This window comes from Paenibacillus sp. 1001270B_150601_E10 (assembly GCF_015558675.1).
In the GTDB taxonomy this organism is placed as follows: Bacteria; Bacillota; Bacilli; order Paenibacillales; family Paenibacillaceae; genus Paenibacillus_B.
In genome coordinates, this window is the sequence record NZ_JADMOL010000004.1 from 209,144 (window position 1) to 223,627 (window position 14,484).

The following is a 14,484-nucleotide window of genomic DNA, read 5'->3' on the forward strand; positions in this document are numbered from 1 at the left end:
TAGCGTGCTTGGCTCCTTGAACTCTAGAACAGAAGGGAGCTCATCTTCCCTTGCGCGATCGATGGCTGCGCTGAATGGCGTTGTAGGCCTTCGAACGCTGTTTAGTGAAACGTTGGTGCTGCTGCCGCACACGTTCGTCCTCACTCCGCTTCATATAAGCGTATTCGCGTTGAAGCTTCATATAGGAGCGGTATCGGGAAGCATCAAGCTCTCCCGCTTCGATGGCTTCAAGAACAGCGCAGCCTGGCTCATGCTGGTGCGTGCAGTCCTGAAAGCGGCAGGATTTGGCATAGCCTTGAATATCCTCAAAGGCATGGTTCATGCCCTGCAGGCCATCATTGTCGCCAAGCGTGACGACACCTACTTCCCGCATGCCGGGCGTATCCAGAAGCAGCGCGCCATTCGGAAGAGGGATTAGTTCACGGTGTGTGGTCGTATGGCGACCTTTACCGTCTCCCTCGCGAATCGCCTGCGTCTCCATATGGGACGTCCCGGTCAGCGCGTTTGCCAGCGTGGACTTTCCTACGCCGGAGGAGCCGACCAGGACGCAGGTCTTGCCTGGCGCGAGCACAGCCTGCAGCTCGCTCATGCCTGCTCCTGTCTGAGCGGAGACGGGGTAGACGCTGCACCCCGGCGCGGCAGACATGGCCTCTGCGGTGAAGGTGGCGACATCCGCCTCGTCCGCCACCTGATCGGCCTTCGTCAGCACGATGACGGGCTCCGCGCCGCTGTCATAAGCAAGCGCCGCATAGCGTTCGAGCCGCCTTGGCTCGAAATCCTGCGTCATCGAGGTGACGAGGAGCGCAAGGTCGACATTGGCTGCGACGACCTGCGCACCACGGCGCGTGCCGGCGACCTTGCGGGCGAACACGCTTCGTCTTGGCAATACGCCGACGATCGTGGCTCGCCCTTCGGATGGCCGTGGCGAAGCGGCCACCCAGTCGCCAACGCAGGGCCAATCGCTTGGCTCAAGCATGCCAGCACGCGCTTGGCCTGAAGGCTCGGCGAGCCATTCGCCGCCGTCGCCGATGACCCGGTACAGGTGCTTGTGGGCAAAGGCCACGCGCACCGGCACCAAGGCATCCCCGAAGCGGCGTTTCACCGCTTCGGGCAGCTCTTGAAGCCACGCGGTCCACATGTCGGACCAGCGTTCATCCCAGCCGAGAGCGGCTAGGTCCATGCCTTTCTCGGCAATGCCTTCTATGGAAGGCTCCTCCTGCTTACCGCGAGGAGCTGCTTCAGCTTGTGCATCCAAGCAGGACGGTATGACGCTGCTTGAATGCGTCAGATTATCGTTAATCTCGGTTCCCTGATCGTCATGCTTAAGACCAAGAGGACCATGATGGTTTTGATTATGGTTGCGGTTGATTGAGTGATCGGTTTGGTGTCATGTCTGAGCTCTCCCTTTTTAACGAGGATAAAAAGTCTTCATGTTCTGCCTTTATGTCCTCTTTATTTGATGGTAATGGTTTATTCCCATGGGAGCAGACATCCGTGTCCTACGAAAGAACGTTACCCGGCTTATTATGAAATCGAATCCATCTCCTTATGAATAGAAGAACATAATTCTGATGAGCTGGGCGCGGAACGGAAGCTCTCCCATCCTTTTGCAAATCGATTTTTCATAAAACATCACTCGCTTCCTTAAAATGAATATAACGAAAGTTTGGCTTGAAACGTGCAGCTATGTCTTCGTTTGATCCCATTATATCGAGCCCGCTTCGGCACTGTATATGGAAAAAACACTTATAATATGCATGCTCCAAATAACTATGCTATAATAATGGCTTGAAACTATTATGTTAAAGGACGGGAATGCCATGATCAGTACAACAGGCGTCACGCTCCGCTATGGCAAGCGCGCGCTGTTCGAGGATGTTAATATCAAGTTCACTCCGGGCAACTGCTACGGTCTGATTGGCGCGAACGGAGCGGGCAAATCTACCTTTTTGAAGATCTTGTCTGGGGAGATTGAGCCAAACAATGGAGATGTGAACATTACGCCTGGAGATCGCCTCTCGGTGTTGAAGCAGGATCATTATGCCTACGACGAACATAAGGTGTTGGATACCGTTATTATGGGTCACCAGCGCTTGTACGATATTATGAAGGAAAAAGATGCACTCTATGCAAAAGCGGACTTCACAGAGGAAGACGGCATGCGTGCAGGGGAGCTTGAAGGGGATTTCGCCGAGCTTAACGGATGGGAAGCAGAAGCGGATGCTGGCGAGCTCTTGATCGGCCTTGGCATTCGTCGTGATCTTCACGAGAAGCAGATGTCTGAGCTGGATGGTAATGAGAAGGTTCGTGTCTTGCTGGCACAAGCGTTGTTTGGAAGTCCGAACATCCTCTTGCTCGATGAGCCTACCAACCACTTGGACCTGGAGTCGATCAACTGGCTGGAGAATTTCTTGATGGATTATGAAGGCACCGTTATTGTGGTATCCCATGACCGTCACTTCTTGAATAAAGTATGTACGCATATTGCGGATATCGACTTCGGTAAGATTCAGCTCTATGCGGGTAACTATGACTTCTGGTATCAATCCAGCCAACTGGCTCAGCAAATGATGAGAGACCAGAACAAGAAGAAGGAAGAGAAGATCAAGGAGCTTCAAGCGTTTATTCAACGCTTTAGCGCGAATGCGTCGAAGTCCAAGCAAGCGACATCTCGTAAGAAGATGCTCGATAAGATCACGCTTGATGACATTCGTCCTTCGAACCGCAAATATCCATTTATCAACTTCAAGCCAGAACGTGAAGCAGGAAAGCAGCTCCTTACGATTGAAGGCTTGTCGAAGACGGTGGATGGCGAGAAGCAATTTGAGAATCTTCACCTTGTCTTGAACAAAGGCGACAAAGTTGCGCTTGTAGGTCCTAACGGTCTTGCCAAGTCAACCTTGATGCAGATCTTGATGGGCGAGCTGGAGCCGGATGCTGGCTCTTACACTTGGGGCGTAACCACGACTCAAGCCTATTTCCCTAGAGACAACTCTGAATATTTTGATGGCGTGGAATTGTCCCTTGTGGACTGGCTGCGTCAATATTCGAAGGACCCCGATGAGACGTTCCTTCGCGGCTTCCTTGGCCGCATGCTGTTCTCCGGTGAGGAGGCGCTTAAGAAGGCAAGCGTATTGTCCGGGGGCGAAAAGGTTCGCTGCATGCTCTCCAAGATGATGATGACAGGAGCCAATGTGCTCTTGCTTGATGAGCCTACGAACCACTTGGATCTCGAATCCATTACCGCGCTCAACAACGGCTTGATCGACTTTGACGGAACGATGATCTTTACGTCCCATGACCATGAGTTCGTACAAACGATCGCGAACCGTATTGTTGAGATTACACCAAACGGCATCATTGATCGCTTAATGACGTTCGATGAATATTTGGAATCCGACGAAGTGAAAGCATTGCGCGCTGAGCTTTACGCGTAAGAAGGAACAGCCGGATTTCGGTACAAGGATTTTACGGCAGATGCTGATCTTACGGATGCATGCTATGTGACATAGCTCATATTGCAGCAGCCATAAGACCGTGCTATAGCAGGCAGACTCTCTAGAAATAAAGAGTCTGCCTGTTTTGTATGTAAGAGTTGTTTTATGTGGCTTCCATGTTCTCAACCGTTGTTCGGAATGGACAGCATGTCTAATGTAGTCATGTAGAGAGACAGCATATTTTTATACAAGGATGCGTAGAAGACTTTATCACGAGGTGTATATTGTTTATTAATGCATTCTCCTACAGCATCGATATGGATAAGAAAGATGCATGCTGCTTAAAGCGTTGATATGTTTTTGCAGCAGTGGTGAAGGACGCTGATCCGGGGAAGGTGCACAAGAAATAGTAAAAATAGGGAAGGGACGCTAACCATCAGAATATGTAAGTATATGAAGATGGATAAGCAGGAAAGGGATAAAAAAACAGCCTCCTATCACATGGTGAATGAACCATGAATGGAGGCCGTTTTGCATTGTCTGGATTATTTCTGCAATTCGTATATATTGTAAAGCTCATCGACCATCAGGTTAGCGGCAAGTACCCCGCCCGCCGTATTGAAGATAGCATCATCAACCTGATAGGCTTTGTTATTCTTCACGGCATTTAGGTTTTGCCACAATGGATCCTTCATAAATTCTTCCGCCTGCTTCGTTCCTTTGTTATCGCCGGTTTCATAAGTGAAATACAGAATGATGTCAGCATCGGCTTCAGGGATACGCTCCTTCGTAATTTCCTCTACGAACGTATCTTTGTAGTTTGTTTGTGGACGAGCAATGCCAATTTGCTTGAAAATGATACCTGTAAATGTATCCGACAAGTAAATCCGCGTCTTGCCACCCATGAATCGAACAACGGATACTTCCTCTTTAAGCTTGTCTCCGGCTTTAGTCCGGAAGTCATCGATTTTCTTATCGAAATTAGCTAGGATTTGATCGCCTTCAGTTTTCTTGCCGAGCGCTTCTGCGTATAAGCTGAAATTGGTTTTCCACTCTCCGCGCAGTGTCTCCGAGAATACGGTTGGGGCTATTGCGCTTAGTTGCTGATAGACCTTTTCCTGGCGCATTTTATTGCCGAGAATCAGGTCAGGCTTTAGACTCGCGATTACTTCAATATTCGGCTGCGATTCTTCACCGAGAACGGTGACGCCTTCCATTTGATCTTTAATATGATTATACCAAGGGTCACCCGTAAATGACTTTACTGCGCCCACTGGCTTGATTCCTAGTGCAAGCAGCGCCTCTGTTCCTTCATTGGTAAGGACCACGATCCGCTTTGGAGTTCCTTTAATCGTTGTTTCTCCCATTGCATGCTTAACGGTATAGGATGCCGCTGTTGAATCTGCGGCCGAAGCAGGGTTATCTGCTGCATTCGAATCTGAAGCCGTTTTGCTACCGCATGCGGTGAGCACAAGAACGATGGCGCTTATTAAGGCAAATATTTTCATAAAATGAGACTTATGTCGTACTGAATGCATGCAAGGATTCCCCCGTCTATGATTGATAATGATTATCATAGGTGATGAGTAGAATGGTGTCAATAAATTATTGATAATGATTTTCAAATTCATTGACAGCGAACATGATGTTTTTTACAATTTAGCTTGATCACATGCAAAATTTTAAATATCGAAGTCAGACGGGGTAGATCACAATGAACAGAGGCGTATTGACGCAACCATACAAAATAACGGGACTCTTCGTCTTGGCAGCTGCCGTTGTTGTGGCGATGATCTGCAGTGTGCTGTTCGGTGTCACGCACATTTCCTTTCAAGATGTGCTTGCATCTTATACAGCATTCAACGGTTCAAATGAGCATTTAATCATTCAAAATACACGCGTGCCCCGGGCGCTTATTGCGGCTTCGGTCGGTGCTGCGCTAGCGGTAGCAGGCGCTTATATGCAAGGGCTTACTCGTAATCCCCTGGCTTCGCCAAGTATACTTGGGGTGAATTCCGGAGCAGCTTTTTTTATTATCGTGTCGTACATGCTGTTCTCGGACATCTCCATGAATGTGCTGGTATGGATTGCATTTTTGGGTGCAGCTGTTGCAGTTATGATTGTCTACTTTCTCGGTTCCCTTGGCAGAGACGGAATGACGCCGATTAAGATTACGCTCGCAGGAGCAGCGATGACGGCGTTTTTCTCTTCTATGACGCAGGGGATTCAATTAACGAGCGGCAAAGCATTTGAGCAGACGCTGTTCTGGCTGGTTGGGTCGGTTGTTGACCGCGACCTGAGCATGCTGACAGCTGTTTTTCCTTATATCGCCATTGGATTGGTGCTGGCGCTGTTCATGGCAGGACAGATGAATGTGCTCAGCATGGGAGAAGATATCGCGATCGGTCTTGGTCAGCGAACAGCTGTCATTAAAGTGATGGCCGTGCTTATTATTCTGCTGCTCGCTGGGGGATCGGTTGCAGTCGCTGGCCCTATTGCCTTCGTAGGCATCATTATTCCTCATATTTCACGTTATTTGGTCGGAACAGATTATAAATGGGTTATTCCCTACAGTATACTGCTTGGCGCACTTCTACTCCTTGCAGCAGATATTGCTTCTCGGTTCATTGTGATGCCGAAGGAAGTGCCGGTTGGTGTCATGACCGCGATCATTGGTATTCCTTTCTTTGTGTATATTGCGCATAAAGGGGTGGATGCCAAATGAAAAAGTTCATCACGGTTCGTGGACCGTTTTATTCTTTTCTGCTAAGCCGGAAAACCTTAAGGGTGAGTGCACTATTGCTTGTAACGCTGCTAGGCGTAATCGTTGTTAGCGTTGGGATGGGCAGTATACGCATTGGCATCATAGATACGATCTTAACCTTATTTGGGCATGCCAAGGATAGCATGCATCAAGTTATTATCTTTGATCTGCGCTTGCCGCGGATCGTCATCGCGATGCTGGTTGGAGCATCCCTTGCTGTATCGGGCGCAATTCTTCAAGGCATGATTAGAAACCCTCTTGCCTCTCCTGATCTTATCGGGATCACAGGCGGAGCAACGCTTGGCGCCGTGCTTTATTTTTATTTCTTTGCTGGAGCGGTCAGCATTCATATGCTGCCAATCGGCGCCGTCATAGGTGCATTCCTATCGACGTTCATTATTTATCTGCTAGCATGGAAAAAAGGAGTATCGCCACTGAAGCTCGTGCTGATCGGAATCGGAATGAATGCGGCATTTACATCCATCACTTATATGCTGTTGATCTCTGCACCGTTTTTGTTGGCGCAGAAGGCGCTGACGTTTATGACTGGGAGTATCTATGGTACATCTTGGCAGAATGATGTGCTGCCGCTGCTGCCTTGGGTACTCATTCTGATACCGGCTGCGCTGCTTTATGCGCGCCACATCAATGTACAAGAGCTAGGCGATGATGTAGCTGCTGGCCTCGGAAGCCCCGTGCAGAAGCATCGGCTTGTGCTGCTGATTCTAGCGGTTAGCCTTGCTGGAGCCGCTGTTGCCATAGGCGGAGCAATCGCCTTTATCGGTCTAATGGCGCCGCATATTGCACGCAAACTCGTCGGACCTGCCTTTGGAGGCGTGCTTCCCGTGTCGGCCTTGATCGGTGCCTTGCTGCTATTAATTGCCGATTTTGTCGGCAGAACGATGTTCACACCGCTCGACATTCCGGCAGGAGTATTCACGGCGATCATCGGGGCGCCTTTCTTTATTTATTTGCTCTATCGTCATCGTAAAGCATAAATCGTGTACAACAAGGGGGTTCGGCCTATGATCGCCATGGAAACAAAGAATTTAAGTCTTGCGTATGGTGATGCGCTTATTTTTGATGAACTGAACTTTGCGATTCCAAGAGGCAAGATTACGGTTTTTGTTGGCAGCAATGGCTGCGGGAAATCTACCCTGCTGCGTTCCTTGGCGCGCTTAATTAAGCCAAAGGGAGGCTCTGTCCTGCTTGATGGCAGCGAAATGCCGAAGATGTCAACGAAGGAAGTGGCGAGACAGCTAGCCATTCTGCCGCAGGGCCCCGTCGCGCCTGAGGGATTGACAGTATTACAGCTCATTAAGCAGGGACGGTATCCTTATCAATCCTGGCTGCGCCAATGGTCGCAAGAGGATGAGGATATGGTAAGGATGGCATTGGAAGCGACAGGGATGGCGCCGTTCGCAGAGCGGACCGTGGATTCCTTGTCTGGAGGGCAGCGTCAGCGAGCATGGATTGCCCTAACGTTGGCGCAGCGGACAGATACCATCCTGCTGGATGAGCCTACAACCTATTTGGACCTGACGCATCAGGTTGATGTGCTCGATTTGCTCTATGATTTGAACGAACGAGAGCAGCGCACCATAATTATGGTGCTGCATGATATTAACCTCGCATGCCGATATGCGCACCATATGGTCGCGATTAAGGATAACCGTATCTGGGCGGCAGGCAAGCCAGAGGAAATTGTAAACGGCGAGTTTATGTCCACTGTATTCGGCATGGAGTGCGTCATCGCGCAGGACCCGTTGTTCGGCACACCGATGGTGATTCCACACGGGAGAGGGCGCAAGCCTTTTTCAGAATAATTGAGAGCATATATGTGGAGACATATATAGAAAGAACGAAAATGAAAAGCCTGGAGCACTGCTTCAGGTTTTTTTGCATCGATAAAAGCTGCCTCTTATAGCGAGCGCTCCTCTTCGGATGCTCTCAACAGATGCCGTCCCACTAATCTAAAACCTCTACAAGCATTACAACCTATCACCAATCTTTTGATCACGTTATATGCGAGTCGATAGGCTCTGTCTAGGACATCCAATGAGCTCACTTCTTTAAAGTCGAAGATGATTCTGTTTGCAAGCCATTGGTGCATTAGCGCAAATTTTAATAGAGTTTGAATAAAAAAGTAAACATTATAACGTTATATTGACGATGGCGTGGAACGGTGATACGATAAGCCTGAAGTTAAACATTATAATGTTTAAATGTAGTATCGGTACGTGTACAAGAGGATATCTTGGAAAGGTGATACGTCATGAAGGAACGAATAGTATTACGTGAAGTAAAGCGTGTAAATGAAGAAGCGATCGATATTGTTCTGGAGGACGGCGTAATCGTGGAGATTGCGGAGGCGGGGAAAGGCCAAGGCGCTCAGGTGCTCGATTATGCGGGGACTTACGTATCCAGCGGGTGGATCGACTTGCATGTTCATGCTTTTCCCGAGTTTGACCCTTATGGGGACGAGATCGATGAGATTGGTGTCAAGCAGGGCGTGGCCACCATCGTGGATGCAGGCAGCTGTGGAGCCGACAGGATCGGTGATTTAGCTCTCAGCAGTGAGCGCTCGGATACGAACGTGTACGCTTTCTTGAATATCTCACGCATTGGCCTTAAGCGCATCGACGAATTGTCCGATCTGTCTTGGATTGATAAGGAGCAGGTACTCAAGGCGGCAGAGCAGTATAAGGACTTTATTGTTGGCATAAAAGCCCGGATTAGCCGAAGTGTGGTGCTGGACAGCGGCATAGAGCCTCTTAGGATGGCGCGTGACTTTTCAGAGGAGACAAAGCTCCCGGTCATGGTGCATATCGGGTCAGCTCCTCCACAGATTGAAGAGGTCATTCCTTATTTGCAGAAAGATGATGTGATTACCCACTACCTGAATGGCAAAGCCAACAATTTGTTTAATGAGCAAGGTGAGCCTTTGCAGGTGCTGAAAGATGCCGTAGCCCGTGGCGTGCACCTTGATGTAGGGCATGGAACGGCAAGCTTTTCCTTCAAGGTTGCCGATGCGGCGAAGCAGCATCATATCCCGCTTCACACGATCAGCACAGACATTTACCGCGGCAATCGCTTGAATGGCCCTGTGTTCAGCATGGCAAATGTGCTGTCCAAGTTTCTCTATCTGGGATACTCCTTGGAGGAAGTGATCGCAGCGGTGACGACGAATGCGGCGGCATGGCTGAAGAAGCCGGAGCTTGGGCGCATTCAGGTCGGGGATCGCGCGAATCTGACGCTGTTTGATGTGGTGAAGGAAACGATTGAGCTGATCGACTCCGAAGGCGATGTTCGCGTGGGAGATCAACATATTGTAACCAAGGGAGTGTTTGTGAATGGGAAATTCCTTGAATGCTAAGTATGGCTTAAAGCGCGTTATTAATGCCAGTGGCCGCATGAGTATCCTTGGTGTATCTGCGCCAACCGATACCGTCATGGACGCGATGAAACATGGCGGTCAAAACTATGTGGAAATCGCTGATCTCGTTGACAAGGCTGGCGATTACATTGCGAACATTCTCGGTTCCGAGGCCGCTGTCATTGTGAACTCTGCTTCAAGCGGCATTGCTTTGTCGGTTGCTGGCATCGTGACGCAAGGAAACCGAAGACTAAGCGAGCGCCTTCATCAAGAACCGATTGCAAAAAATGAAATCATTATTCTTAAAGGTCATAACGTGCAATACGGAGCTCCGGTCGAAACGATGGTCTACTTGGGCGGGGGCAAGCTTATTGAGGTGGGTTATGCAAACGAAGGAAAGGCTGCGCATATCGAGGATGCCATTTCCGAGAAGACAGCAGCCATTCTATATGTAAAGTCTCATCATGCGGTACAAAAAAATATGATTTCTGTAGAAGAGGCTTGGGATGTAGCGCAGCGCAACCAGGTTCCGCTTATCGTCGATGCTGCAGCGGAGGAGGATCTTCAGAAATACGTGAAGGTGTCCGATCTTGCGATCTACAGCGGATCCAAAGCAATTGAAGGACCGACATCGGGTATCGTTGCCGGCAAGCGCCAGTATATCGAATGGGTAAAGGTTCAATTGCACGGCATCGGCCGCAGCATGAAGGTCGGCAAAGAGTCCTCTTTCGGATTGCTGCAAGCGCTTGACGAGTATATGGTGAAAGTTGATCGCAGCGAGCAGGAGAAAGAGACCCTTCAAGCGTTGATGCCGCTCAATGAAGTAGAAGGCGTGAAGGTGTCCATCGTGCAGGATGAAGCCGGTCGGGCGATCTTCCGTGCGCGCATTCAGATTGATTCGGCATTGGCAGGCACGACAGCCAAAGAAGTTGTTCATGGGCTGCAGCATGGTGATATCGCGATCTATACGCGCGATTACGGTGTAAGACAAGGCTATTTTGACATCGACCCGCGTCCATTGATGGGTGATGATATAGAGGTTATTGCAGATCAAATTCGCAAACTTGTAGGAGGAGTCCAACATGTCTAAATTGGAACAGCGTTTATACAAAGGCCGCGCAGCACTGAATGTGCTTGCAAACAGTGTGGAGAATGCAAAGGAAATATACGAAGCGGCTGAGAGCCATGTGCTGGTGGGTGTCCTTTCGAAGGATTACCCAACGGTTGAAGCGGCTGTAAAGGCGATGAAGGAATACGGCGCAGCGATTGAGGATGCGGTGTCGATTGGCCTTGGCGCTGGCGACAATCGTCAAGCTGGTGTCGTGGCTGAGATCGCGAAGTATTATCCAGGCACACATATCAATCAGGTGTTCCCTGCTGTAGGGGCTACACGCGCCAACCTTGGGGATCAGGACAGCTGGATCAACAGCTTGGTGTCTCCTACAGGTCAAGTGGGCTATGTCAACATCTCAACAGGTCCGATCAGTGCGGCACAGCCTGAAAAAGCGATTGTTCCGATTAAGACAGCGATTGCGCTTGTTCGTGATATGGGCGGCAATGCACTCAAGTATTTCCCAATGAACGGACTGAGTTGCGAGGATGAGCTTCGCGCTGTAGCAAAGGCTTGCGGCGAGGAAGGCTTTGCGCTTGAGCCTACAGGCGGCATTGATATGGATAATTTCGAGCCGATCCTGCGAATTGCGCTTGAAGCGAATGTACCGCAAGTCATTCCGCATGTGTACTCTTCTATCATTGATAAAGCTACTGGCAAGACAAATGCAGAAGATGTTCGCACCTTGCTTGACATCATGAAGAAGTGGGTCGATCATCATGCCTAAGAAAATTGCTGCTTTTGGCGAGGTCATGATGCGTCTGCAAGTACCAGGCTATGAGCTCTTGAGCCAAGCAAGCAATTTGAACTATTCATTCTCTGGAACAGGCGTGAATGTGAGTGCAGCGCTTGCTCGCCTGGGCCACAAGGGTTATTTGATCTCGCGTTTGCCGGACAATCCGATAGGAGACGCAGCAGAAGCGCATTTGCGCAAGCTTGGCATTCTGCCGGACTTCCTGACCCGTGGCGGAAAGTACTTAGGCATGTATTTTCTCGAAAATGGATTCGGGGCACGGGCAAGCCGCGTCACCTACAGCAATCGTCAAGAAAGCAGCTTCAATACTGCACCGAATGAGACGTACGACTACAGAGAGATCGCGAAGCAGATTGATGTTGTTCACTTCTGCGGCATTACGCTCGCGATGAATGATCTTGTTCGTCAGCATATGAAAGCCTTAGCAAGAGCGGTTAAGGAAGCTGGTGGACTTGTCGTCTTTGATTGCAACTATCGTCCCGCTCACTGGGGCGAAGGCGGCTATGGCAAGGCAAAGCCGCATTACGTAGAGATGCTTCATCTTGCCGATATCGTCATGATGAACGAGAAGGATGCGATGCTGGTGCTCGGAATGGACACGGATAAGACGGAGCGTTCAGAGCAGTTGCGGGATTTAATTCCAAAGGTTGCGAAGGAATACGGCATTTCGGTCCTTGCAGGAACCCATCGCTCCATTAATGGCGATAATACACACTCGCTTCGAGGCTATATTTACAAAGACGAGGCCTTTTCCTTCTCTGAACTGCTTACGTTCGCCGTCTATGATAGAATAGGGGCTGGGGATGCCTATACATGCGGCATTATGCATGGCGAATTCCAAGGCTTCTCCCCAGAGCAAACGGTAGCGTTCGCCGCAGCATCCGGCATGCTTGCCCACACGATCGTTGGCGATACACCGATGTCATCCGAAAGAGACATCCTTCGCGCCATGGTGGATGCGGTGGGAGATGTAGAAAGGTAGGCTTTTCAGGTGAAATTGTCTCGCAACAAAAGACCTTTGTATGTGCAAATCATGAATATCATTAAGGAGCGCATTCTTCACGGCGTGTATCCGCTCGGCACCAATATTCCTTCCGAACCGCAGCTTGAGGAAGAGTTCAATGTAAGCAAGATTACAGTCCGGAATGCGATCATTGAGCTCGTGCAGGAAGGGTATCTGGAGAAGAGCAGCGGCAAGGGGACGAAGGTCATCCGCAATACATCCGTATCCAAGCTGTCGAAGTGGAAACGATTCACCGAGGTGTTAGTGGAGGAAGGTCATCAGATTCGAAAGCGCCTGATTCGAGCTGACATCGTGACGAATGAGGAAGGGTCGGGCGTTCATCAGTTGTTTGGCGAACGCTGTCTATGCATCGAACGGATGTATGATCTGGACGGCAAGCCTTACATTCACTATACGCATTATGTCACGAATCAACTTGCCTCGCTCGATCTTAGCGATCTCGACTCTCAATCGCTGTATGAACGGTTGGAGGAGCACAGCATCTCTCTTGGCAAATATCGCGATGAATTTGCGGTTGCGCCTGTGCCTCGCGCGGTTCGGGAAGCGCTGCTGGTCGAGGAGGGAGCCTTGCTGCTCAAGCGATCCCGCTACTCCTATGATGAGGCAGGAGAGCTCATTGAGTATAGTGAGGGCTATTACAATACGGCGATGCACAGCTATGTTGTGAATTATGATATTTAGCATTTGGAGAATGAAAAAGAGAACCTACAGTGCTGTAGGGACGGGAGTAACGGAGCTATTCTTTTCGTAGAGCCCAATACTGGGGGAAAGAAGTCTCTCCGCATCCCAATGCAGCAATGGCACTCGTTCTGGGGATATATGATCAATAGATAATATAGAAACATAGATTAGATATAGATTCGGCCAACATAAAAAGAAGGCCCAGCGTAAAGATCATTCGATACGACAATTTCATAACAGCCGCTTTCCTTTATCGTCAAGACGCAAGACTTTGTTCAGCTGCATAGCATGCAGCGCTGATATATGCGATCTTGCTCGGAGCAGATCGATAGCTCTCCTTCTTTCACTCTCTATGGGAGTGGACCGAGGATGGGGAGCTATTCTGCTTGGGAAGCGGCTGTTTCTTATTGGCTGGATGAAAGAGAGCTGCTGGTTAACGAATAACTGATCGATAACGGCAAGACGGAGCCGTCCAAAAATATATGCCTATCCCACTATCTCAACAATCAATGAGGTAAATAGGATAGGCACGGTTAAGGAACGTTATCGATAATCGATGGGGAGATATTACTCCTGACGCGGCTTAGGAAACGCGAATTGAAACGCATGAAGCAGCTTCTCAAATGCACGCTTGCGGATTTGACCGTAGGTCACTGCACTGATCGGGGGATCGAAGCTGAAGCTGTATACCTTAGTGTCTGTCATGCGGGCAGACTTCATATATCGTTCGCGTATCAACAGCTGCTCATCCATCTCTAGTTCGTTCACGATGGATTCAATAAGCTCACAGAAGCGTAAGCATTCGTTCGCCTTGTCCGTATTATAGACCGCAACCTGTGCGGTAGGATCACCTACTCGATTCGTTGCTCCGTTCTCTCTCGCCTCATAATTCGTCGTGATCCGAGCCTCCCTCACGGCGAACTTCATCACCTTGCACATTCTATACTTGGAAAAGACCTCTTCAATCTGAGCCTTCACCGCTTTGGGATTCAACTTGTCCATATCAGGCGTCTTCAAAAAGTCCATTGACATTGATGCATGTCCTCCTTCATTTCCATCTGAACTATGGAACACCGTGGCAGGTGAATTCATTATAACACAAAATAGGAACATGTGTTCCTATAATTTGAAAAATAGTTGAATTCTCTCTGCTTGAAGATAATATCTTCTTTATCATCATTGGATAAGAAGCGAACTGGATAAGGGATAATGGGCTATGTAGGGTATAGTGTCATTGCCAATTTACCTATAACGAAGTGAGAATCTCCTTCAAGTTCTTTGTGAAAAGATCTATAATCTACTCTATATCCTGCGATGATTGAACGGAAATGTTGAGC

The 14,484-nt window shown here is 49.2% G+C and carries 12 protein-coding genes; 9 read left to right on the forward strand and 3 right to left on the reverse strand.

Going from position 1 to position 14,484, the window contains the following annotated elements; genetic code table 11:
• Positions 1 to 40: 40 nt before the first annotated feature.
• The gene (rsgA, locus tag I2H74_RS12190; protein WP_229106601.1) at positions 41 to 1,255 is read right to left on the reverse strand and encodes a ribosome small subunit-dependent GTPase A; all 1,215 of its coding nucleotides are present in this window, start codon (positions 1,253 to 1,255) and stop codon (positions 41 to 43) included.
• A gap of 565 nt (positions 1,256 to 1,820) precedes the next feature.
• Here rsgA and I2H74_RS12195 point away from each other — a divergent pair.
• On the forward strand, positions 1,821 to 3,437 hold the full coding sequence (locus I2H74_RS12195; protein WP_195574245.1) for an ABC-F family ATP-binding cassette domain-containing protein: 1,617 nt from the start codon (positions 1,821 to 1,823) through the stop codon (positions 3,435 to 3,437).
• Between the two features lie 545 nt (positions 3,438 to 3,982).
• Here I2H74_RS12195 and I2H74_RS12200 read toward each other — a convergent pair.
• Positions 3,983 to 4,975: an ABC transporter substrate-binding protein gene (locus tag I2H74_RS12200; RefSeq protein ID WP_195574246.1), complete on the reverse strand. Its 993-nt coding sequence runs from the start codon at positions 4,973 to 4,975 to the stop codon at positions 3,983 to 3,985.
• Positions 4,976 to 5,151: 176 nt separating this feature from the next.
• Here I2H74_RS12200 and I2H74_RS12205 point away from each other — a divergent pair, with 176 nt between their 5' ends.
• From I2H74_RS12205 to I2H74_RS12240, 8 genes are all read left to right on the forward strand, one after another.
• Complete coding sequence (locus tag I2H74_RS12205) at positions 5,152 to 6,162, forward strand: FecCD family ABC transporter permease (RefSeq protein ID WP_195574247.1); 1,011 nt, start codon at positions 5,152 to 5,154, stop codon at positions 6,160 to 6,162.
• The gene (locus I2H74_RS12210) at positions 6,159 to 7,199 is read left to right on the forward strand and encodes a FecCD family ABC transporter permease (protein ID WP_195574248.1); all 1,041 of its coding nucleotides are present in this window, start codon (positions 6,159 to 6,161) and stop codon (positions 7,197 to 7,199) included. Before I2H74_RS12205 ends, I2H74_RS12210 begins: the two co-directional genes overlap by 4 nt.
• A gap of 27 nt (positions 7,200 to 7,226) precedes the next feature.
• Entirely contained in the window at positions 7,227 to 8,027 is an 801-nt protein-coding gene (locus I2H74_RS12215; protein WP_195574249.1) for an ABC transporter ATP-binding protein, read from the forward strand.
• Between the two features lie 449 nt (positions 8,028 to 8,476).
• On the forward strand, positions 8,477 to 9,577 hold the full coding sequence (locus tag I2H74_RS12220; RefSeq protein WP_195574250.1) for an amidohydrolase/deacetylase family metallohydrolase: 1,101 nt from the start codon (positions 8,477 to 8,479) through the stop codon (positions 9,575 to 9,577).
• The gene (locus I2H74_RS12225) at positions 9,555 to 10,667 is read left to right on the forward strand and encodes a DgaE family pyridoxal phosphate-dependent ammonia lyase (protein WP_195574251.1); all 1,113 of its coding nucleotides are present in this window, start codon (positions 9,555 to 9,557) and stop codon (positions 10,665 to 10,667) included. The genes I2H74_RS12220 and I2H74_RS12225 overlap by 23 nt, the downstream gene beginning before the upstream one ends.
• Positions 10,660 to 11,415, forward strand: a complete 756-nt coding sequence (dagF, locus tag I2H74_RS12230) for a 2-dehydro-3-deoxy-phosphogluconate aldolase (protein WP_195574252.1) — start codon at positions 10,660 to 10,662, stop codon at positions 11,413 to 11,415. The genes I2H74_RS12225 and dagF overlap by 8 nt, the downstream gene beginning before the upstream one ends.
• Entirely contained in the window at positions 11,408 to 12,424 is a 1,017-nt protein-coding gene (locus I2H74_RS12235) for a sugar kinase (protein ID WP_195574253.1), read from the forward strand. Before dagF ends, I2H74_RS12235 begins: the two co-directional genes overlap by 8 nt.
• A 9-nt stretch (positions 12,425 to 12,433) precedes the next feature.
• The gene (locus I2H74_RS12240; protein WP_324254060.1) at positions 12,434 to 13,147 is read left to right on the forward strand and encodes a GntR family transcriptional regulator; all 714 of its coding nucleotides are present in this window, start codon (positions 12,434 to 12,436) and stop codon (positions 13,145 to 13,147) included.
• A gap of 567 nt (positions 13,148 to 13,714) precedes the next feature.
• Here I2H74_RS12240 and I2H74_RS12245 read toward each other — a convergent pair.
• On the reverse strand, positions 13,715 to 14,179 hold the full coding sequence (locus tag I2H74_RS12245; RefSeq protein WP_195574254.1) for an ArpU family phage packaging/lysis transcriptional regulator: 465 nt from the start codon (positions 14,177 to 14,179) through the stop codon (positions 13,715 to 13,717).
• Between the last annotated feature and the right edge of the window lie 305 nt (positions 14,180 to 14,484).